This is a genomic window from Altericista sp. CCNU0014 (genome assembly GCF_044923475.1).
Classification (GTDB): Bacteria; Cyanobacteriota; Cyanobacteriia; order Thermosynechococcales; family Thermosynechococcaceae; genus JAAURS01.
In genome coordinates, this window is record NZ_CP137338.1 from 4,478,886 (window position 1) to 4,497,765 (window position 18,880).

The window sequence follows — 18,880 nt, forward strand, 5'->3', positions numbered from 1 at the left end:
TAAGTATAGGCAAGAGCCAAGCCATACACCTCTTGCTCCCAGGATAAACTTGATGGGTAAATGCTTTGGCGACTAAGGTTCAGTAACTCACGCAGGATTGAATCGTTTTGTTTATGTCAGGTGCAACCGCAACACTTCTCGTAACCTGTCCCGATCGGCAAGGGCTAGTTGCTAAGATCTCTAATTTTATTTACGCTAACGGGGGCAATATTGTTCATGCCGATCATCACACTGATTTTTCGGCAGGTCTGTTTCTAACTCGAATTGAATGGCAGCTTGAGGGGTTTAAGCTCCCACGAGATCTGGTAGGGCCAGCTTTTGCGGCGATCGCCCAGCCCTTAGAAGCATCCTGGAAGCTGCAATTTTCAGATGTATGCCCCCGTCTTGCCCTTTGGGTGAGCCGTCAAGATCACTGCCTCTTCGATTTGCTGTGGCGACAGAAAGCCAAGGAATTTAATGCAGAGATTGCGCTCATCGTCAGCAACCACGAAAACCTCCGGCCCGTGGCCGAGCAGTTTGGCATTCCCTATCATTACCTTTCCGTTGCTCCAGAAACCAAACTGGAACAGGAAGCCAAAGCCTTAGATCTGTTGCAAACGCACCACATCGATCTCGTCGTATTAGCCAAATACATGCAGGTCCTGAGTGCGAGTTTTGTGGATCGGTTCCCCAATATCATTAATATTCACCACTCGTTTTTGCCAGCTTTTGCGGGCGCAAACCCCTACCAAAGGGCCTACGAGCGCGGCGTAAAAATTATCGGGGCTACGGCCCACTACGTGACGGCGGATCTGGATGAAGGCCCCATTATCGAGCAGGATGTGGTGCGGGTCAGCCATCGGGACGAGGCGGCGGATCTGGTACGCAAGGGGAAGGATTTAGAGCGCATTGTGTTGGCACGGGCCGTGCGATCGCATCTCCAAAATCGCGTTTTGGTCTACGGCAATCGCACGGTTGTGTTTGCTTAGGTCAAAGTAATATGCCCGCTCGCAAATGCTTTCACTTCGCCATTGCTCAAGCGCAGGAGGAATTGACCGCGATCGCCAATGCCAGCGCCCTCACCTGTAAATTTCTCGCTTCCCACGTCTACCGTAATGCTTTGACCCAACAGCGCATCGCGAGCGCGCAACGCGGGCAAGAGGTCATTTAACCCGCTACCGGATCGATTTTCTTTGAATTGAAGCAACCCTGCCGTCTGACGCAAATAATGGCGCAGGCGTTTCAGCAGATCTAACTCGCTCGGGACTATAGAAGAAAGCAGATCGAGACTGACGCTCTGAGGGGCGATCGCGGCCAGTGCTCCTTGTTGCCCTCCACAGCGATTAAGTCCAATCCCAACGACAACTCGCCCCGTAGCTTCCATAGAACTGGCTTCGCACAAAATACCAGCCAACTTGCGCCCTTGGGCCAGCACGTCATTCGGCCACTTTAAGTGCAGGTGGCCCTGACAGTCTGCGGCCAGATCTTCGATGGCATAGATCGCGGCTAGCCCTGCCGCCAGACTTAGGGCCGGAAGCTGCGCCGCAGGAATGCGGTCTAACACGAAGCTCGCGGTCAAGACGCCGGGAGGAGAATGCCAAATTCGGCCCTGCTGGCCCCTTCCGGCGGTTTGGTACTGGGTGAAGACCACGTCGCCATGATGGAGTTGGGGGGCGTTGGCGATCGCCCAAGTGTTGGTACTCGGACAAGTCTCCAGCCAATGGAGCCACTCTGGTACGGGGTTTTCAGATAAATCCATTCCCTGATATTAATCTGCTGCTAGCGCCCAGCAAAGGCGTTAATGGGGGACGCACGAGAATCTTGAGCTTGGACGCGAAGCAGGTCCCTATGTAAGATAGAGGATGTAAAAACTTCAAGGCTTCTAGGGTTCCGGTTGATGCGCGATGGCTCCGATGAGCAGGTAGCTGCCAAAACGTCTGGTCCGAGAGAAGCGAGCTAGTGGGTGGGTGTAGTTCTCTGCACAAACGCTAGTGACACGGCGGGAGAAAAGCCCGGGAGAGCAGTCCAAAAGGCTGGGGTTTCCTGGGCTTTTTGGCTAGATGGGAATGCACTTGATTAGGATAGGCAGCAATGACATCAAATTCAGAAAATCCGCTTTTTCAAAGTCCCGACGGTCAGTCCGAAGCCCAACGCGCCTTGGCTCGCGAAGCTCAATTGCCCCTCACCGGATGGCAGCAAGAAGTCTCTAAAGGGCTGGAGTTCGGCCTAGAGGGAGCTGCAAGCATCCGCGATCGCAGCATCCCTACGTTCTCTCGCGGCGAATTGCCCCACTATGCGGGCATTAACACCTTTATGAAGGCCCCCTACCTCGAAGACGTGCGCAAAGTGGGCGAATACGACGTGGCGATCGTCGGAGTCCCCCACGACTCCGGGACCACTTACCGTCCCGGCACTCGCTTCGGACCTCAGGGCATTCGTCGGATTTCGGCCCTGTATACTCCCTACAACTTCGAGCTGGGTATCGATCTGCGGGAGCAAATCACCCTCTGCGACGTGGGGGATATTTTCACCATTCCCGCCAATAACGAAAAATCCTTCGACCAGATTTCCAAGGGCGTGGCCCACGTCTTTGCCTCTGGCGCATTTCCCATTCTGCTCGGGGGCGATCACTCGATCGGCTTCCCGACGGTGCGGGGGATCTGTCGGCACTTGGGCGACAAAAAAGTTGGCATTATCCACTTCGATCGCCACGTCGATACCCAGGAAACCGACCTGGACGAGCGGATGCACACCTGTCCCTGGTTTCATGCCACCAACATGGCCAATGCCCCTGCCAAAAATCTAGTGCAGCTCGGCATTGGCGGCTGGCAGGTACCGCGTCAAGGAGTGAAGGTCTGTCGCGAACGCGCCACCAATATTTTGACGGTGACGGATATTACCGAAATGGGTCTGGACGCCGCCGCAGACTACGCCCTAGAGCGCGCTATGGACGGCACCGACTGCGTGTGGATTAGCTTTGATATCGACTGCATCGATGCAGGTTTTGTCCCTGGGACAGGCTGGCCGGAACCCGGCGGACTCTTGCCCAGGGAAGCCTTGGGGCTATTGGCACGCATTGTGCGCCGCGCGCCTATCTGCGGGATGGAGATTGTGGAAGTATCGCCCCCTTACGACATCAGCGATATGACTTCTCTGATGGCAACCCGCGTGATTTGCGACGCTATGGCGAATTTGGTGCTGTCAGGTCAGCTTCCGCGTAAGGGGAAGCCCAGCTACATTCATGCTGAAGCTAATATGAATGTGGATATGCCCTGGGAGTAGGCTCTATACAACGGGTTTCGGCTTCGCTCAACCCTCCAATACTGGATTGACGTGGGTTGAGGCTTCGACGGTGAGCTCAGCCGAACCGCGAAGTCAAAAACCGATCCCTTTTGGCACGGAACGGGAGGCGTATGGCAGATCGCAAACAGCTGCAAGTTCGATTGATGCAACCGCTAGAAGTACAGCTCGCGCTCGATTGGGCGGGTCGCGAAGGCTGGAATCCTGGCTTGAACGATGCGATCGCCTTTTACGCAGCCGATCCGAACGGGTTCCTCGTTGCAGAAATTGACGGGGAACCTATCGGCTGTATTTCTGCGGTTCGGTACGGCGATCGGTTTGGATTTATCGGACTGTACATTGTCAGTCCCCAATGGCGCGGTCGCGGGTACGGCATGCAACTGTGGGAAAGTGCTTGGAGTCGATTGTTGCATCGCCTAGATCCCGAACGAGCCAGTATCGGATTGGATGGCGTGGTCGAGCGCGAATCGACGTATCGTAAAGCAGGCTTTCAGTCCGCCTATCGTCACGTCCGTCATGTTTGCGATCCCGTCCCATCCGAACGGGTACCGGACGAAGCCATCCCGCTGACGAATCTGCCCTTAGACCTCATTGCTAGCTACGAAACCAACCTATTTCCGGCATCTCGCCCGCAGTTTCTGAAGCCTTGGATTCAAGCTGCTGAAGCGGCGTATGGAATTGTGGAATGCGATCGCTTATGGGGGTATGGCGTCATTCGCCGTTGCGTTCGAGGGTTCAAAATTGGGCCTTTATTCGCCGATACGTTTGAGATTGCGGAGATGCTGTTTCGATCGTTAATCCATCATGCTGAAGGACAGGCGGTGTTTATCGATATTCCAGATATTAATTCATCTGCATCTTTGTTAATCGAGCGTTATAACTTACAGCCAGTCTTTACGTGCGTGCGGATGTATTGGGGTAGCCAACCAAACCTAGACGTCGATCGAATCTTTGGTGTGACAACATTGGAGTTAGGCTAGCGAGGAATCGACAACTGAGACCCGACTTCAGGGATGAACTGGAATATTGTCAAATGGGAAAGAACGAGAAATAGACCATGCTGACCTCAGACAACCTTTATAGCCTGTATCGAGACTACAATCGTAGATTTTTTGATTCCGCCCTGCCAGCAGTAGAAATCGAATACTCAGAAAAGCTTGCGAGCGCCGCTGGCCTATTCAATGCAGAAAAACAGCAAATCAGATTGTCCGCACCGCTGCTGTCAGATCGAGAGCAAGAGACCAAAGACACCCTGCTCCACGAGATGATTCACGTCGCCCAGTCCGCGTTTAACATTGGAGAGCGCGCCCACGGACCCTACTTCAGCGCCCAGATGGAGCGCATCAATCAAGCAGCCCGAGGAGAAGCGAGCGTTACCGTCACGCATCACATTCAGGAAATCGCAGCATTTGAAGAAAACACAATGTTGGGGAAAATCAAAAAGCTACTAGCATTAAGCGAAAGCCCCAACGAAAACGAAGCGTACGCAGCGGCCCAGAAAGTTCAGGCATTGATGAGCGCCCACGGCGTAGAACAAGCAGACCTTCAGACCGTAGAAGTCGGCAGCGAGCTAGACGAACCGCTGGTCAACGAAATCATCGAAGCCACGGGCCAGCGAGTCATAGGATGGAAATTTTCATTGCTCGGCGCAATTTGCCGCGCCAATTATTGTAAATGCTTGGGGGGAGGACAATATGGAATCCGAGCCTTAGGGCGAAAGACCCATGTTGAGATCTGCCGCAGCTACTACGACTACTTCGTCCAAGTGGTCGAAAGAGAAGCATCAAAGCATCGCGGCAAGGGAAAAATTTATCTGAACCGATTCCGGGAAGCAATGGTCCGCACCATAGCGGAACGCTTACAGCAGCAATTCGAGCAAAGTACCCAGGCTGCAAACGCATCCGCCTCCCCATCCCCCACTTCAACAGCAGCGCTGAGTTTAGCCAGTCAATACAACACAGAGTTAGAAACCTACGTGAGATTGGTCTACCCGCGCATCAACCACGGACGGCGGAGCAGTTGCTGGGCAGACCCAAAAGCGACCGCTGCGGGAAAGAAAGCAGGTTCGAAGGCCTCTATTGCAAAACAGATCGTGCCCGCGAATCGAAGGTTGAAAGGAGACGGCGGGTGAAGCGATCCTATGGAGTCTAGAGAGTCAAAAATGGCAGAGCCGTCCAATATCCAAATCTGGGTTGACGCCGATGCTTGCCCGCATCCAATTAAGGAAATTCTATTTCGAGCCGCCAAACGGGTAGAGATTCTCACCACGTTCGTGGCAAACCAGGAACTTCAAATTTCGGCATCGCCCTATATAAAGGCGGTTCAGGTCCGTGCGGGGCTAGATATTGCCGACAATTATATTGTGGAACAATTACACTCTGGAGACCTCGTCATCACAGCAGACATTCCTCTAGCTGCTGCTGCGATCGCCAAAGGAGCCGTCGCTCTAAATCCTCGCGGAGAGTTTTACAGCGCGGGCAATATTCGAGAGCGCCTGTCCTTGAGAAATTTCATGGATGAGTTACGCAGCAGCGGCGTAGATACAGGCGGTCCCCCCGCATTCAGTCAGCGAGACCGACAGAACTTTGCCAATCAGCTCGATCGATTTTTGAGAAGTCTACCGTGAGGCGCTAGACGCTAGCCGAACGGCAATCCACTAAGGAGCGCGGATTTAATAACATCCAGATTTTGCTGGCGGTTGGGACGCGAAGCGGCTTCTCGAAGAAAACCGCGCCTACAAGAACGATAACGAGATCGCCAACCGCATCGTCGCCCCTTCGCCGACCGCTGCATCGTTCACAACAAACCCCGATACCGAATAAAAATCAAAACCACAGCCCACGAACCTAGCGCAACTTTAATAGCAACCAGAATATTGAGGATAGGCAGAATCCCACCGCTAAACAGCGCGCCCAGTTCGCCGTGGGGAAGTTCCAAGCCTGCTAGCGTAATTATCGACAGCACGATGAAAATAAGGACAGAAACCTTCTCCCAAGTCGCAGCGTGCCAACGTTGATAGACAGCTTGCATCCACTCTGGCGAAGACGTCATCGCAATCAAACCGATCGCCGTTCCACCTGCCACTCCCGCAGCAAATCCGCCTCCTGGGCTGAGGTGCCCGCGAATTGCCAGCTCGATGCCTACCAGTGCAGAAATCGTCGCGCCCAGACGGGCCAAGAGAATGGAAGAAGAATCGGTAAACTGATGAACGCGATCGAGGGGACGTTCGTTTGAGAGGAGAAAGTTAGCACCCATAATCGCGATCGTAAATACGATCACCTCAAAGATCGTGTCGTATAGCCGATTGCGAAGGATAATACCCGAAACGACATTGGGCACGCCACTATCTTGCAACACCGCATCGACGATCGAAAACGATAAGCTCGGCGCTGCATTGGGGATGAGGAGCATTTTGATATAGAACGCAACGCCCGCTGCAAGATAAACCCATCTCATAGACGCACCTCTTTGGATTCTGACGGATCGATATCGAGCGAGACTGCGGGCGACATCCATTCCGTTTGCAAGATCTCGTGGACGCGGCGCAGTCGGGTCGTCATGGGATAGGGAGGGGACAGGCGATCGCCAGCGAGGTCCGGTGCTTCTGATTCCGTGCGAGCGCAAGTGACGTGGATCTCCTCGTTCGCCAGCGCCTGTTTCAAATCGGCTTGACTCAAATAAGGCACCAGTTCAACCCGCAGGTGATATCGATCGAACAGCTTGCGGAGAGCGGCCACGTGTTGGTTGAAGGGACTGGACTGGATCGAGTCTGTCTCGCACTCCGCAGCAATGAGATCGTCCTTGAGTACGCCCAAACGCAAGATGAGGGACGATCGCACCGCTACGGCATAAAGCGAGATCGCCAGTAACGTGCCGACTAGAGCTTCCGTCAGCGCAACGTCCGCCGCTCCCAAAACTGCGTATATCATGGCAGCGACCGCACCTAGGATTCCCCGGAGAACCAAGGCATGATAGGGATTTTTCTGAAAAACCACCATGGCAGCAGCTAGCGGCAGCAGCGCTGTCAGTCCGTAGATGTAGCTATCCATTGTTGTCCTCGCGACTGGGACTGCTGCTGGAGCAATAGGCCAGGACATAACCTAGCATCGTGTTCCAGAGCGCTAAGGAAAGGATGGCCAGTAGCAATAGGGGCCATTCCCTGGGTCGCCTCAAGAGAAGCCCAAAAATAATCGCGATCGAGCCGAGGGTGTCCGATACGGAAAGATTGTGGAGTTTGAATAGCACCGATCGCCGGGTGAGGAGAACGGGCGTTCCCCAGAACCAGAAGACCAGTCCGAGCCCAATACAGCCATAACTCAGCAGATCGATCATGCTTCCTCCAACCGTTTCAAAATATGTGCCAGCAGCATAAACCCCGCATTGCCCACGCTCAAAACGATCGCGCCAAATACGCCCAGCATCCAATCATCCCGCAGCACGGAAATCGACAGTACGATGACGGACGACTTCGTGGAGACACTGGAAAGTGCCAGCATGGTCTGCCAGATATTGTTATCTCTGCTGGCCTGATAGAGCGGGATGAGCAGCGCTAGAATCATGGCAACGAGTGCCAGGTTCAAAATCGAGAGATTTGGAATCATGGCGTTTGCTTCCGTCGTACATGATGGACTTCGTACCAACCTTCGTCGCGGTATTTCAGTACGGTTGTTTTGGGGGTAAAGGTAATCAGAAAGATATCTAAAAAGACCAGTCCGGGCGATCGCCGAGACTTTACCCGCTCCATTACGATTTCTTCGTGTAAATGAGGTCGCAGGATCAGTTCGATCGCTTCTATATAGGCTTGAGGAATAGCAATCAGGATTTTACCAATGCCCCAGAGTAAATCCTTCAAACGTTCTGGCGAAGTAGAATTGCGCGGCAATAGGAATGCAATACCGATACCGATGATCGTATTGAGCGGGCTGAAATTAGCCGTGAGCAAAAACCAGAGACTGAGCCGGAGGATGAGATGTCCGATCATGCGAGTACCATCCAGAAGAGTAGGATTAAACTCAAGCTCATCACCCCTATTAAGTGCTCGAATTGCTCGAATAACCGAGGTAATTTAATAACGAGCTGGCGGAAAACCAACCAATAGGCGACCCAACCCAAGGCGATCGTTGCGAGGGGTTTTACAATATTGGCAAGACTGTACGCTTCGTAGTACGCAACATTGGCGACAACCAGCGCACCCAGCAACAGAAAGATAGCCGCCCAGAATCCTATCGATAAAGATGGTCGCTCTGCTTCGGGCTGAATCTTGTGGGGCAGAAAAATGAATTTAGCAAACGTGATTGCCGTTCCTAGCGCGGCAACGTTCATGCCGATGACCTGCCAGGGCAGCAAATTTTTCAGGGTCAATACTTTTGCCCCAAAGCCAGATAGTAAAGGAAATCCTGAAATCGAAAAACTGGCAATGGCAAGCGCGATCCAAATGGGCGCGTGCAGTGGCTGCTGCTGAAGTTCTTTGAGATTGCGACGGGGAAAAGTCCCCACAATTAAAAATAGGGAAGATTTTACCAATCCATGGGTGAGCGCGTAAAACCCGCCCACTTCTGGCGCAGCTAGGATAAATCCCAACTGGGAAACGGTACTAAAAGCCAGTATGCGCTTAGTATCTTTCTCGAAAACGGCGTAAAATATGCCAAATAACGCCGTCCCAACGCCAAATATTCGCACGATCGGCTCTATTTCTTCCAATAGCAGCGCGCAGCGAACCAGCGGCAAAACCCCCGCTTTCACGACAACGCCGGACAACAAAGCCGAAACAGGAGATTCTGACTCGGAGTGGGTCAAGGGCAACCACAGCCCTGAGACAAAAATTCCACCCTTGACCAGCAGTCCTAAAAAAATCAGCGCGACGGCCTCTGGGGGCGCTCCGCGCAATCCCACAAAATCGAAGGAATGATGGGCTTTATAAACCAGCACCACCCCCACCAAATAAAACAACATGGCAACGTTGCTGACAAATAAATAGCGCAGCCCGACCCAGATCGCGCGATCGCTACGGGGATAAACAATTAAGAGAAATGATGCAATACTCAGAACTTCTAAAGCCACATACAGGCTGATAAAGTCAGTACAAGCCAGTGCGGCATTGACGCTGCCGTGGAGAATTAAAGTCTGGGCGTAGAAGAAAGTCGTTCTATGGCTGCGCCAGCAGTAGAGAATGACTGCTGCTGTCACCAACCCATTGGTCAAGATAAAAAAACCTGCTAAGGGATCGAGCATTAAGCTGACCCCAAACCGATCGAGCAATCTCAGGTTGAGGGGCGATCGCGCGATGAATAACTGGGCGGCATAGGCAACAGAGACCAACGCTCCACAGAGTGCGAGAGATCGATCCAGCCGGGGAAGTAAGTAAATGACAAATCCGACTAAAAACGGGAAGGCAATCCAAATCAGCGTCAGAATTGTCATGGCATATTACTTTTCTCGATCTCGTTGCTTTCCAAAGTGGGGTTGTTCTGAGCTAGCTTCATGACCCCAACCAGCATGAGTGCTTGAATGGAAAAGCCAATGACGATCGCCGTTAAGATTACAGCCTGAGGCACCGGATCGGCGTAAGGGCCTTTGGAAACATCGCCCACAATTGGGGTAAACAATCCCTCGCGCGCGGCAAAGACGACGTAATAGGCAATTACCCCCGTGCTCATAACATCCATTGAGATAATCTTCATTACCAAGTTTTTCTTAAGGATGATGCCAAAGAAACCTAGCAATATTGTTAAAAATACAAGCGCTTCTAACATTAATAATTCGCTCGTTGACTTTACTGGAGGAGCGAAAGCTGTGGATTGTCTAGAGCCAAACCGAAGCTGGGTTCGTATCGGCTTGAAACCAGGAATAAATGGGCGATCGCGCGCTTAAATAGTTCCAAAATAGACCATCCAGTCCATCGCTCAATGGACGGCAAACTTCGAAAAACAAAAAACAACGGACATCATAACTGTACGCGACTCTCGATAGCATTGCGCGCATTTCACCTTAGAAGAAAGCTAATCTTTCCATAGAATTTATCTATATAGCGCGACGAGAAGCCGAACTCGATATCTTCGAGCGATGTATCTCTTTGTGCTTCCGTCGGACTGAAAATCAGCACAGAACTATCCAAAGAAATTGCAATTGCAACTTGAATTCCTGCCAATGGTATTTTGCACTCATACTGAAGGTCGAATCTGTCGCCCGTCGGCGCAGTGCGCGATTTGAGGCACGAGCGCGATCGTGCTTGCGACTTCTCACTCTCCAGGCTCCACCTCTACCCCTTCCCGAACACCCCCTCGAGTTGCAGCCTTATGCGATTTGGGTGCGCTCAAAAGAAACCACCATACCTCCAGTCCGATGAGTCCCAAGCCACCTGCGGTAACAGCTCCCTTGACCCACAAGGGCTGGTCGATGCGTTGGAATTCTTCGGTTTGTCCTGGGGGCTGCATGTTTTCGTGGGACACTTGGGCGATCGCCCTGCTAGACGTCTCGCCCAGCAACACGCTCAGGGTTGCAATGCCACTCAAAATTGCCGATCGATTCATCATCCAAATACCTCCTGCAATGCCGCCTGCAATAACGCCCAGTCAAAATCCAAAGCCTGCTACCGACTTCCAACTGGCTTGAAGTTCCGCAACCGCAATGCGTTCGTCACCACCGAAACAGAACTAAAGGCCATTGCCGCACCCGCGATCGTCGGGCTGAGCAGCCAACCGAAGAGGGGGAAAAGAATACCCGCAGCGATCGGGATTCCGGCCACGTTGTAGATAAAAGCAAAGAATAAGTTCTGCTTGATGTTGCGGATCGTGGCGCGGCTGAGCTGGATCGCGGTGACGATGCCTTGCAAATCCCCAGAAATTAAGGTGATGTCGCTCGCGGCGATCGCCACATCAGTTCCCGTTCCAATGGCAATGCCTACATCGGCTTGAGCCAAGGCAGGCGCGTCGTTAATCCCATCGCCCACCATTGCAACCAGTCTGCCTTCCGCCTGAATTGCTTTGACAGTTGCCGCTTTTTGGTCCGGGCGAACTTCAGCAAAGACGCGCTGAATGCCGACTTCGCGGGCAATGACGTTTGCGGTGCGTGGGTTGTCTCCCGTCAGCATCGCCACTTCTAAACCCATCTTTTGCAAGGCGCGAATTGCTTTGGCAGAAGAGGGTTTGACGGCATCGGCAATTCCCATAATGCCTGCAACGCGTCCGTCCACAGCAATCCAGACGACCGTTTTGCCTGAGTCCTCCAAGCGCTCCCACGCTTGCTGGAGAGCGCTGGTTTCAATGCCCAATTCATTCATCCAGCGATGCGTGCCGATTTGCACCCATCGACCGGAAACGCAGCCTCTAACCCCGCTCCCGGCGATCGCTTCAAACCCTTGGACACTGTCGGATAGAGGGATATCGCCGTACACTCCTACCAGTTGGGATTGGGCGTATTGCACCACGGCTTCTGCCAAGGGATGTTCTGAATTGCGTTCGACAGAGGCGACCCATCGCAATAAATCCAGTTCGTTTGAGTCGGCTGAGCCATGGACCGTAATGTAATCCGCGACCGTGGGTTTGCCCTGGGTAATCGTGCCTGTTTTGTCGAGGACGATGGTTTGCAGGTTGTGGGCGAGTTCTAGGCTGTCCGCTCCTTTAATCAAAATACCGTTCTCGGCTCCTTTCCCCGTACCCACCATGATGGAGGTGGGCGTGGCCAAACCCAAGGCGCAAGGGCAGGCAATAATCAACACGCCCACGGTGTTAACCAACGCCATCGTCACGTTACCCATTGCGTTAAACCAAAGGACGAAGGTGAGAATGGCGATCGCGATGACCGCAGGCACAAACCATCCGGTCACCCGGTCGGCGAGCCGCTGAATGGGAGCTTTCGAGCCTTGCGCTTGCTGCACGAGCTTGACGATCTGAGCGAGGAACGTATCTTTTCCAACTCGCGTGGCTCGAAACTGAAAGCTGCCAGTTTTGTTGAGGGTAGCCCCCACGACCTCATCCCCCGGCTGCTTTTTAACGGGCATGCTTTCACCCGTCACCACGGCCTCGTCGATGGTAGAGAAGCCTTCCACAATTTCGCCATCTACTGGAATTTTTTCGCCGGGGCGAACGAGAACGATATCGCCCACAACTACCTCGGCAATTGGAATATCCACTGCTCGACCCGCGCGAACGACCCGCGCTGACCTTGCCTGCAACCCCATCAGCTTGCGAATTGCTTCCGAGGTTTGCCCTTTGGCTCGGTTTTCTAGCAATCGCCCGAGCAGCAGCAAAGCAATGATGACCGCAGCCGCTTCAAAGTACACATCGGGTCTCAGCCCCCGAGCGATAAACCACTGGGGAAAGAGGGTGGGGAAAAGGGAATACACATAGGCGGTCCCCGTTCCGATGGCGACTAGGGTATCCATCGTGGCAGTATGCCGCTTCACTGCTTTCCAGGCATTGATGAAAAACCCACTCCCCGCCCACACCAAAACTGGAGCGGTCAAAACGAGCTGGAACCAAGGATCGTGGAGCCACATGGGTATCCAGGAAATCGTCAAACCTGCCATTGCCGGCAGCGAACCGACAACCAAAACCGCGCCGATCGCACCGCTCACCCACGCCCTGCGGGTTAACGTTCGGTTCTCGGCTTGGCGTTCTCGCCGTTCGGCATCGTCTTCGGGCGCCAACCCATCCTCTTGCTGGAGCAGCGCTGAATAACCCGCCCCGTCTACGGCATTCTGAATGGCCGCAACATCCGTCTGATCCGGGTCGTAGGTAACAGTTGCTCGTTCCACCCCGAAATTCACGCTGCATGCCTCGACACCAGGCACCGATCGAATCGCGCGTTCGATGTTATTGGCACAGGAAGCACAGCTCATGCCCCGCAGCTTCAAGGTTGCGGTTTCCATCCGAACCTCCTATCCAACCGTGTAGCCAGCATTGACAATCGCTTGCTTGATAGCTGCCTCTGTTGCTTGCGTTTCAACATCGACCTGCTTGGTGTTAGGGTCAGTCCGAACCGTAGCGGTAGGATCGATTGCCTCGATCGCTTTGGCAATCGCGTCTCCACAAGCAGAGCAAGCCATATTGGGAACAGTCAGTTGGAGAGTCATGCATCCAAACCTCTAAATTTCTAACTGCTCCCATTTTCGAGTCTCTAGTTTGCTGGAGAGTCAAGGGTGCAATTGAAGCGTCATGGTAAAGACTGCTAAAACGTTTGACCGTTCTCAATTCGTATCAAAAGATTGCTAGAAGCCCGCGCGGGCTAGCGCATCGCGGCTTCAATGGTTTCTACAGCGAGAGCGTCTTTGTCAGCCTGTGGAACCTCTACAACTGTCAGGTAGCCTGAGAAGTTTTTCCCACCTGCGGCGGTCAAGGCATTCAAAATTTTAGGCATATCGGCTTGCTGCAATCGGCCCGTTTTATCGTAAACTTCCAAAGCAGAAAGACAGCCAATGGTGGGATTCCACAGAGTAGCTGCCCCATCGCGCGGGAGCTTGCTAAAAAAACTGGGATCTTCGCCACTGCCGTGAATGCGAAACAGACCGCGCCCCAAGTATCCCGCCCAGTAGGTTTGCTGAATGGGCGCATAGTTGCGCCAAGAGGGCGGTAGCATAGACTCGTAATCCTTCAGATTGCCTGCAAAAGTCCCAGCACGTCCGGGTAGAAAAGATTTAGCTCCAGGCTCAAAGGGCACGTATAGGTTCACCAGAGGAAATCGCCCGAAGGCACGGAAGAATTCACTATCTGGCTGCGGTACAACACCTTCAATGCGGTAAATGCCTTGAGGAGTATCGCCCCGCGTAAAGTTCCAACCGAGTCCGTGCAGAGAACGCAGCAACAGTGGCGTAGACCACAACCGATCGCCTTCTTTGACAAACTGACCCTGACGATCTTTGAGAATAGCGGTGCAGAGGGCAGTACGATCGCGTCCGCAGATCGCAAACATCTGGAGTTGCCCTGGCGCAACGGCCCAGTTCAGCAAATCGCGCAGCGGCGGAACTGGCACGGGCGCAATTTTCTCATTAACATCCGCGAGCGTCGTGCGGAGCGTCACATTTTGCGACCATTGCGGAAAGCGCTGACGAGTCAGAGCGATCGACGTTTGGAGCCGAGCATGCGGTGGCGAACTCCTAGCCAAGCCTGAAAGCGCCATTGCGACAAACCCAGGACTGGAACTGGCCTCCACCGTTTCGACAAATTTTTGACCCAAATTACCGTATGCATTGGGATGATTGAGGTAAAGCTGCGTCCCAACCTGAAACGCCATATTGACGGTGCGGCGCTGCGACGCAGAAAGACCGGGGTTGCGGGCATAGAGAAGAATATTGCCAAGGGCCTGGGCCACAAACGGTTCTTGGGGTTCGACAATTGCTGTCGTCCAAAGAATATTGCGCCAGTGCTTCTCTTTAGCATCGGTAATAGGATGTTGGCGCAGGTCGTAATTTTCTATTCGAATTTGGCGAAGCTGAGCCTGTTTTTGGGCAATCCGTGCCGCTTGGGTGGCCTGAGGCTCTATCGGGGTCGTTTGGCTCAAGCGCATGGGGGGCTTAGTTGCCAAGGCAGGCGCAACTCGGAGAACCATACAGAGACTTGCCAGACTAGCAAGCCAAACAATTACCGCGCTCTTAGCCTTGGCCTGAAGTTTTAATGTTTGGGGATAGATCGAAGCATCCATACTGACTGCTACTTTATGGTCTTGCATGCTGCTGAGTCTTTTTAAGGGGCGCTAGCGACTTGGAGCGGGCGTGCGGGGGAACAAATTTCAGATAGCGGCGGGACAAGCGCGACCACATGGGGGACTGGCCGTGGCGTATAGCCTACTAAAGATTCTCCCTTATAAGCCAGCGAGGTACTGGCCCCAGAATCTAACATAACCGCATCCCGAAACCCCAATTTTGCTAGGGCTTTGCCTAAGTCTACCGAACCGATGGGCTCGTTGGAAACCCCGATTTGAGGCTGTCCTGCCTGATTGATGCCCCAAAATGCGCGGTGACGGGCGGCATCGAAGTCAAACAGCGAACCAAAGGTTTTGAAGGGCTGAGCTTCTCCATTTTTAACAAGCCACGCTGCCGCTACAAAAGCATCTGTAACTAGGGGCATCTCAGACTGAACTCCAACTAAAGTATTGTGCTTGTCCAAGCGAAACGGTATAAATTTCACCCTGAAAGGATTGATGAGTACGAGCGGACGACCGACGAGCTTTGAAATTTCGCCTGGATTGCCTGGAATAAATCGTCCGGTGTACTGACTGAAGACTGGGCCGATCATTTTGTTAGAGTCTAGCGACTCTAGGGAAAAGAATCCGCCGTCTACCCCTGCGATCGCCCCTGTCCCCGCCAATATTTCTGGCACTTGGTAGCGGGTTTTGGCGTGAATGGTCGTGGGGCGTCCCCCTAAAATCATCGTGAAGGGAATTGCGCCAATCGCGGTGTCAATTTGACGCACGGGAGCGGAAAAATCGAATCCCAGCCGCCATTTGGGTACTTCAGCTCCACCCCAAGCTTGAGAGATCGCTGAAGGGAGGCTCGACTGCCCAAAACGCTTTATGGCGAGCAAGCTTTCAGACTGACCCGCAAATCCCTCATTGTTGTCATCCATCGTGAAAGCTCCCCAATAGCCCGCCGCCTCGATCTCTTTGGTGACGCGGGCATCGTAGTTTCCCTCTGGATAGGTAAAGACGTGAATTTTAACCCCGAGACGCCCCTCTAACACTCGTTTGGATTGCCGAACTTCATACTGGAGCTTGTCGTCAGGAAGCTGACTCAGGTCTTTGGGATGCGTGACGCTGTGGGCCGATATAGTAACGAGCGGATCTGCAGCCATTTCCTTAAGCTGCGCCCAGGTTACCCCCGGTCGCCCGAGTTGCTTATCGATCTTATCCGTATAGATGGAAAACATTCCGGGGTACTGATACTTTTTTAGCAGCGGATAGACAAAGCTGTAGTGACCCGCATAACCATCGTCAAAGGTCAGCAAGATCGGTTTTTCCGGTAGAGGTAAGCCTGTCCGAAGATGGGTCAAAAGCTGTTCTACGCTGATGGGGGTTAAACCCTTCTTCTGAATGCTTTTTAGAGCCGCTTCAAAATCCTGAGGAGTGACATCGAAAAACACCTTTTTTTTGTCAGTGATATCGTGGTACATGATTGCGGGGACCCTTGCCTGCCTTGCCTGTCCGTTCAAATTCGGCCAGACGGATGGGGTGAAGTAAGCTCGGAAATTTCCTGCAAAATGACTGATGAATTCATCTAGCCCTAGGGAGGGTTGTTCGATCCAAGCAGCTACTTTGCCCAGGTTGTAATTGAGAAGGGAAGGAGGGAGCGGTTGAGTGGCTTGGGTGAGCGGTTGAGAACCCTCTAGGGAAGGTTTGGGCGTGTTCTGCAAAGGAGCTAAAGGATTGGCGCTCGGAGACGGGGAGGTCAAGGCTGACGTCAACGGGTTGGGAACGGGAGCCAATGGAGCAACGCTTGAGACCGGAGAGGCAGTGACAGGAGCCAATGGCTTAGTGTTTGAAGCCATCGGTTCGGCGGTTAGAGGAAAGGGTTCGGAAGGGGAGCAATCACTTTCTTTTAAGGGTTTCGCGATCGCCAGTTGAGGAAGAAATAGGCTTGCTAGTAGAAGCAAAGACAGCACGTTCCGACGATTGAGAAACATTGGCCCATTGCGCAAACTACGCAGCAATCTTATCCGTAGTTAAATTGTTTCCAAATATAGAAAACTACATCCTGCGAAGGAGGACTTGTTCGGCCACGCGAATTTGATCGATATGGAACCCTGCTTCGTTGAGGTAGCCCAAAAAAGAGCGATCGCGATAACGACTGTCGATCTGAAGGGCTTGTCGGTAAGCTTGGGTCGCTGAGGAGCGATCGCCCTTGCTCCAATGCGCGATGGCCAATGCTACAAAGGGATGGGGGTTGCTGGGTTCCAGTCGGGCTGCTTTTTTGGCAGTGGCGATCGCCCAGTCATACTGCTGAAGACGATGGTAAGCCAAGCTCAGATTATAGTAAGCAATTTCGTTGTCGGAGTTAAGGCCCAAGGCCCAAGAATGAACCCACACGGCATCGTCCAGCTTGCCCCGCGTCAGAAGCACAATGCCGAGGGCGTTAAAAGTAGAGACGTTGGATAAGTCTTGATAGGCAGCATTTAAAAGGGTTTGGGTGGCAGCGTCTTCTTGCCCTGCTAAATGCTGCGTCCAGCCCAGCAGCACCGAATTAGAAGGATTGGTGGGATCTAACTCAGCTGCTTTTTGGAATGCGGCAATCGCCTCTGGGTAGCGTAACTGCTCGCGATAACTCAATCCACTGGCACGATAGGTTCCGGCACTGACTGGATTTATGGCTGCGTCGGGATTGCCCGTCCAGCAGTCCATCGCCAAAATCAGAGTTGCGAGTTTGCAGAGAATCATGGCAAGGTTAAGTTCAAATCGCATTAAAAAGACAATAACGCGATCGCCAGAGAGATAGACCCGATCGGCAATCTGTGCCTGCATGACCCAGCCTGACCCCAATCGAATTTTGCGCCTCCTGCCTTTAGCCGTCGGCAGCTTTGGCGGGTTGTTGCTTTTGCTCAATCGACTGATGACGGCAGAACTCACCAATTCCCAGGCTCGATCTGACGCGCTGGGGGTAATTTTAAGCGCGCTGTTGATTTTGACCGGGTTGTTGTGGCAGCGCGTGCAGCCGCGAATGCCTGAATCTGTCGAACTGATTGGAGCGCAGGGTTTTGAACTAGATCCGACCCTCCCGGACGCCATTAAGGTGGAACTGGCTTGGGCTTCCCATAGTTTGCTGACCAATACTGTCACTAAGTCTGTCGTGGTTTGGTACGAGGGCAAAACGCTGCTGCGGCGCGGCGTGCTGGGGACCGAGGCGGAGCTAACGCCCGGCCCTATCGTCAAACGCGCGCTAGACACGGAAAAACCGATCTACTTGGTCGCCCTCAAACTGTATCCCGGTCGCGTTGAATTTCCCTATCTGCCGGAAAATACGCAAGGTGTCATCTGCCAGCCCCTGGGCAAACAGGGCGTGTTGATTTTGGGCGCAAATGCGCCGCGCAGCTATACCCAACAGGATGAAGCTTGGGTGGCGGCGATCGCCGATAAGCTGGCGGCAACCCTCGATCGGAACGTAACGGTTGCTTAATGACCGGAATGCTCTGTCGAGTGAGAGGGTGTCGTTGCCGAGCGATCGGGAGCGCGCGAGACGGGCCTCTCGAGACTTTCGGCAAAGACCTCCAGGGCTGCGAGGCGTTGCTCGATCGCCGTTAACCGTTCTGCGAGCGGCGGAATGCCCAGATAGGACTTTAGCGCTGCGATGACGACATCCGACTTGGATTGACCGGTTTCCCGCATTCGCGCGGCGATCGCCGCATCCAGTTCAGGGGTAATTCTCACCGCAATGAAGGGATTTGCCATAGTCTCAAACCGATTCCCCATCCTGATTGCGTCGGCAAAACGCAGGTCAACTTACCTTCAACCTAAATCTATTGAAGGCTGCACTCGTACGCTCATCGCTTGGGCAATTGGATGATACCAGCTTGCTTCAACCCCTCTGTCAAGGACGAAACTGAAGTTAATAGAACTGCCACAAGCCTTAACAATTGATAGCATCGAACATCGATCTAGGAACGGGATGAAATCCTTG

At 53.2% G+C, this 18,880-nt stretch carries 23 protein-coding genes; 7 read left to right on the forward strand and 16 right to left on the reverse strand.

Annotation, left to right across the window (positions count from 1 at the left end; genetic code table 11):
• Positions 1-113: 113 nt before the first annotated feature.
• Positions 114-968, forward strand: coding sequence for a formyltetrahydrofolate deformylase (purU, locus tag R6H26_RS21330; protein WP_404785356.1), 855 nt, complete (start codon positions 114-116; stop codon positions 966-968).
• Here purU and R6H26_RS21335 read toward each other — a convergent pair.
• Complete coding sequence (locus tag R6H26_RS21335) at positions 965-1,738, reverse strand: biotin--[acetyl-CoA-carboxylase] ligase (protein ID WP_404785357.1); 774 nt, start codon at positions 1,736-1,738, stop codon at positions 965-967. The two genes, purU and R6H26_RS21335, sit on opposite strands and share 4 nt — an antisense overlap.
• A gap of 332 nt (positions 1,739-2,070) precedes the next feature.
• Between R6H26_RS21335 and R6H26_RS21340 the strand changes: the two genes are divergently transcribed.
• The 4 genes from R6H26_RS21340 to R6H26_RS21355 all read left to right on the forward strand — a co-directional run bounded on the left by R6H26_RS21340 (position 2,071) and on the right by R6H26_RS21355 (position 5,905).
• A complete protein-coding gene (locus R6H26_RS21340; RefSeq protein WP_404785359.1) occupies positions 2,071-3,261 on the forward strand; it encodes an agmatinase family protein in 1,191 nt (396 codons plus the stop codon).
• 131 nt (positions 3,262-3,392) lie between these two features.
• Positions 3,393-4,259, forward strand: coding sequence for a GNAT family N-acetyltransferase (locus R6H26_RS21345; RefSeq protein WP_404785361.1), 867 nt, complete (start codon positions 3,393-3,395; stop codon positions 4,257-4,259).
• A gap of 77 nt (positions 4,260-4,336) precedes the next feature.
• Positions 4,337-5,410, forward strand: a complete 1,074-nt coding sequence (locus R6H26_RS21350) for a SprT-like domain-containing protein (RefSeq protein WP_404785363.1) — start codon at positions 4,337-4,339, stop codon at positions 5,408-5,410.
• A 30-nt stretch (positions 5,411-5,440) separates the two neighbouring features.
• Complete coding sequence (locus R6H26_RS21355) at positions 5,441-5,905, forward strand: YaiI/YqxD family protein (RefSeq protein WP_404785364.1); 465 nt, start codon at positions 5,441-5,443, stop codon at positions 5,903-5,905.
• 170 nt (positions 5,906-6,075) lie between these two features.
• On the opposite strand, the gene R6H26_RS21360 is transcribed toward R6H26_RS21355, so the two are convergent.
• The 13 genes from R6H26_RS21360 to R6H26_RS21420 all read right to left on the reverse strand — a co-directional run bounded on the left by R6H26_RS21360 (position 6,076) and on the right by R6H26_RS21420 (position 16,622).
• Entirely contained in the window at positions 6,076-6,735 is a 660-nt protein-coding gene (locus R6H26_RS21360) for a Na(+)/H(+) antiporter subunit B (protein ID WP_404785366.1), read from the reverse strand.
• A complete protein-coding gene (locus R6H26_RS21365; protein ID WP_404785368.1) occupies positions 6,732-7,328 on the reverse strand; it encodes a DUF4040 domain-containing protein in 597 nt (198 codons plus the stop codon). Before R6H26_RS21365 ends, R6H26_RS21360 begins: the two co-directional genes overlap by 4 nt.
• Positions 7,321-7,611, reverse strand: a complete 291-nt coding sequence (locus R6H26_RS21370; RefSeq protein ID WP_404785370.1) for a monovalent cation/H(+) antiporter subunit G — start codon at positions 7,609-7,611, stop codon at positions 7,321-7,323. Before R6H26_RS21370 ends, R6H26_RS21365 begins: the two co-directional genes overlap by 8 nt.
• Positions 7,608-7,880 (reverse strand): hypothetical protein, encoded by a 273-nt coding sequence (locus R6H26_RS21375; RefSeq protein WP_404785371.1) that lies wholly within the window; start codon positions 7,878-7,880, stop codon positions 7,608-7,610. Before R6H26_RS21375 ends, R6H26_RS21370 begins: the two co-directional genes overlap by 4 nt.
• Complete coding sequence (locus R6H26_RS21380; protein WP_404785373.1) at positions 7,877-8,260, reverse strand: Na+/H+ antiporter subunit E; 384 nt, start codon at positions 8,258-8,260, stop codon at positions 7,877-7,879. Before R6H26_RS21380 ends, R6H26_RS21375 begins: the two co-directional genes overlap by 4 nt.
• The gene (locus tag R6H26_RS21385) at positions 8,257-9,699 is read right to left on the reverse strand and encodes a cation:proton antiporter (RefSeq protein ID WP_404785375.1); all 1,443 of its coding nucleotides are present in this window, start codon (positions 9,697-9,699) and stop codon (positions 8,257-8,259) included. Before R6H26_RS21385 ends, R6H26_RS21380 begins: the two co-directional genes overlap by 4 nt.
• Positions 9,696-10,031, reverse strand: coding sequence for a cation:proton antiporter subunit C (locus tag R6H26_RS21390; RefSeq protein WP_404785377.1), 336 nt, complete (start codon positions 10,029-10,031; stop codon positions 9,696-9,698). Before R6H26_RS21390 ends, R6H26_RS21385 begins: the two co-directional genes overlap by 4 nt.
• A 20-nt stretch (positions 10,032-10,051) precedes the next feature.
• Positions 10,052-10,195 (reverse strand): hypothetical protein, encoded by a 144-nt coding sequence (locus R6H26_RS21395; protein WP_404785379.1) that lies wholly within the window; start codon positions 10,193-10,195, stop codon positions 10,052-10,054.
• Between the two features lie 322 nt (positions 10,196-10,517).
• On the reverse strand, positions 10,518-10,811 hold the full coding sequence (locus R6H26_RS21400; RefSeq protein ID WP_404785380.1) for a hypothetical protein: 294 nt from the start codon (positions 10,809-10,811) through the stop codon (positions 10,518-10,520).
• 56 nt (positions 10,812-10,867) lie between these two features.
• Positions 10,868-13,147 carry a heavy metal translocating P-type ATPase gene (locus R6H26_RS21405; protein WP_404785382.1) on the reverse strand — a complete coding sequence of 760 codons (2,280 nt, stop codon included), beginning with the start codon at positions 13,145-13,147 and terminating at the stop codon, positions 10,868-10,870.
• 9 nt (positions 13,148-13,156) lie between these two features.
• A complete protein-coding gene (locus R6H26_RS21410; protein ID WP_404785383.1) occupies positions 13,157-13,351 on the reverse strand; it encodes a heavy-metal-associated domain-containing protein in 195 nt (64 codons plus the stop codon).
• Positions 13,352-13,503: 152 nt separating this feature from the next.
• On the reverse strand, positions 13,504-14,943 hold the full coding sequence (locus R6H26_RS21415) for a hypothetical protein (protein ID WP_404785385.1): 1,440 nt from the start codon (positions 14,941-14,943) through the stop codon (positions 13,504-13,506).
• A gap of 14 nt (positions 14,944-14,957) precedes the next feature.
• A complete protein-coding gene (locus R6H26_RS21420) occupies positions 14,958-16,622 on the reverse strand; it encodes a polysaccharide deacetylase family protein (RefSeq protein ID WP_404785387.1) in 1,665 nt (554 codons plus the stop codon).
• A 13-nt stretch (positions 16,623-16,635) separates the two neighbouring features.
• Here R6H26_RS21420 and R6H26_RS21425 point away from each other — a divergent pair, with 13 nt between their 5' ends.
• Positions 16,636-16,833, forward strand: coding sequence for a hypothetical protein (locus R6H26_RS21425; protein ID WP_404785388.1), 198 nt, complete (start codon positions 16,636-16,638; stop codon positions 16,831-16,833).
• A gap of 123 nt (positions 16,834-16,956) precedes the next feature.
• Here R6H26_RS21425 and R6H26_RS21430 read toward each other — a convergent pair whose 3' ends face one another.
• The gene (locus tag R6H26_RS21430; RefSeq protein ID WP_404785390.1) at positions 16,957-17,727 is read right to left on the reverse strand and encodes a tetratricopeptide repeat protein; all 771 of its coding nucleotides are present in this window, start codon (positions 17,725-17,727) and stop codon (positions 16,957-16,959) included.
• Between R6H26_RS21430 and R6H26_RS21435 the strand changes: the two genes are divergently transcribed.
• Positions 17,726-18,379, forward strand: coding sequence for a cofactor assembly of complex C subunit B (locus R6H26_RS21435; protein ID WP_404785391.1), 654 nt, complete (start codon positions 17,726-17,728; stop codon positions 18,377-18,379). The genes R6H26_RS21430 and R6H26_RS21435 overlap by 2 nt on opposite strands.
• Here R6H26_RS21435 and R6H26_RS21440 read toward each other — a convergent pair.
• Positions 18,376-18,651 carry a hypothetical protein gene (locus R6H26_RS21440; RefSeq protein ID WP_404785393.1) on the reverse strand — a complete coding sequence of 92 codons (276 nt, stop codon included), beginning with the start codon at positions 18,649-18,651 and terminating at the stop codon, positions 18,376-18,378. The two genes, R6H26_RS21435 and R6H26_RS21440, sit on opposite strands and share 4 nt — an antisense overlap.
• Between the last annotated feature and the right edge of the window lie 229 nt (positions 18,652-18,880).

Bases quoted from the DNA above. Each gene is read 5' to 3' on its own strand.
- R6H26_RS21400 (WP_404785380.1), bottom strand. From the start codon at position 10,811: ATGATGAATCGATCGGCAATTTTGAGTGGCATTGCAACCCTGAGCGTG.
- R6H26_RS21375 (WP_404785371.1), bottom strand. From the start codon at position 7,880: ATGATTCCAAATCTCTCGATTTTGAACCTGGCACTCGTTGCCATGATT.
- R6H26_RS21440 (WP_404785393.1), bottom strand. From the start codon at position 18,651: ATGGCAAATCCCTTCATTGCGGTGAGAATTACCCCTGAACTGGATGCG.
- R6H26_RS21360 (WP_404785366.1), bottom strand. From the start codon at position 6,735: ATGAGATGGGTTTATCTTGCAGCGGGCGTTGCGTTCTATATCAAAATG.
- R6H26_RS21410 (WP_404785383.1), bottom strand. From the start codon at position 13,351: ATGACTCTCCAACTGACTGTTCCCAATATGGCTTGCTCTGCTTGTGGA.
- R6H26_RS21405 (WP_404785382.1), bottom strand. From the start codon at position 13,147: ATGGAAACCGCAACCTTGAAGCTGCGGGGCATGAGCTGTGCTTCCTGT.
- R6H26_RS21350 (WP_404785363.1), top strand. From the start codon at position 4,337: ATGCTGACCTCAGACAACCTTTATAGCCTGTATCGAGACTACAATCGT.
- R6H26_RS21390 (WP_404785377.1), bottom strand. From the start codon at position 10,031: ATGTTAGAAGCGCTTGTATTTTTAACAATATTGCTAGGTTTCTTTGGC.
- R6H26_RS21365 (WP_404785368.1), bottom strand. From the start codon at position 7,328: ATGGATAGCTACATCTACGGACTGACAGCGCTGCTGCCGCTAGCTGCT.
- R6H26_RS21355 (WP_404785364.1), top strand. From the start codon at position 5,441: ATGGCAGAGCCGTCCAATATCCAAATCTGGGTTGACGCCGATGCTTGC.
- R6H26_RS21415 (WP_404785385.1), bottom strand. From the start codon at position 14,943: ATGCAAGACCATAAAGTAGCAGTCAGTATGGATGCTTCGATCTATCCC.
- R6H26_RS21435 (WP_404785391.1), top strand. From the start codon at position 17,726: ATGACCCAGCCTGACCCCAATCGAATTTTGCGCCTCCTGCCTTTAGCC.
- R6H26_RS21370 (WP_404785370.1), bottom strand. From the start codon at position 7,611: ATGATCGATCTGCTGAGTTATGGCTGTATTGGGCTCGGACTGGTCTTC.
- R6H26_RS21430 (WP_404785390.1), bottom strand. From the start codon at position 17,727: ATGCAGGCACAGATTGCCGATCGGGTCTATCTCTCTGGCGATCGCGTT.
- R6H26_RS21380 (WP_404785373.1), bottom strand. From the start codon at position 8,260: ATGATCGGACATCTCATCCTCCGGCTCAGTCTCTGGTTTTTGCTCACG.
- purU (WP_404785356.1), top strand. From the start codon at position 114: ATGTCAGGTGCAACCGCAACACTTCTCGTAACCTGTCCCGATCGGCAA.
- R6H26_RS21340 (WP_404785359.1), top strand. From the start codon at position 2,071: ATGACATCAAATTCAGAAAATCCGCTTTTTCAAAGTCCCGACGGTCAG.
- R6H26_RS21385 (WP_404785375.1), bottom strand. From the start codon at position 9,699: ATGACAATTCTGACGCTGATTTGGATTGCCTTCCCGTTTTTAGTCGGA.
- R6H26_RS21335 (WP_404785357.1), bottom strand. From the start codon at position 1,738: ATGGATTTATCTGAAAACCCCGTACCAGAGTGGCTCCATTGGCTGGAG.
- R6H26_RS21345 (WP_404785361.1), top strand. From the start codon at position 3,393: ATGGCAGATCGCAAACAGCTGCAAGTTCGATTGATGCAACCGCTAGAA.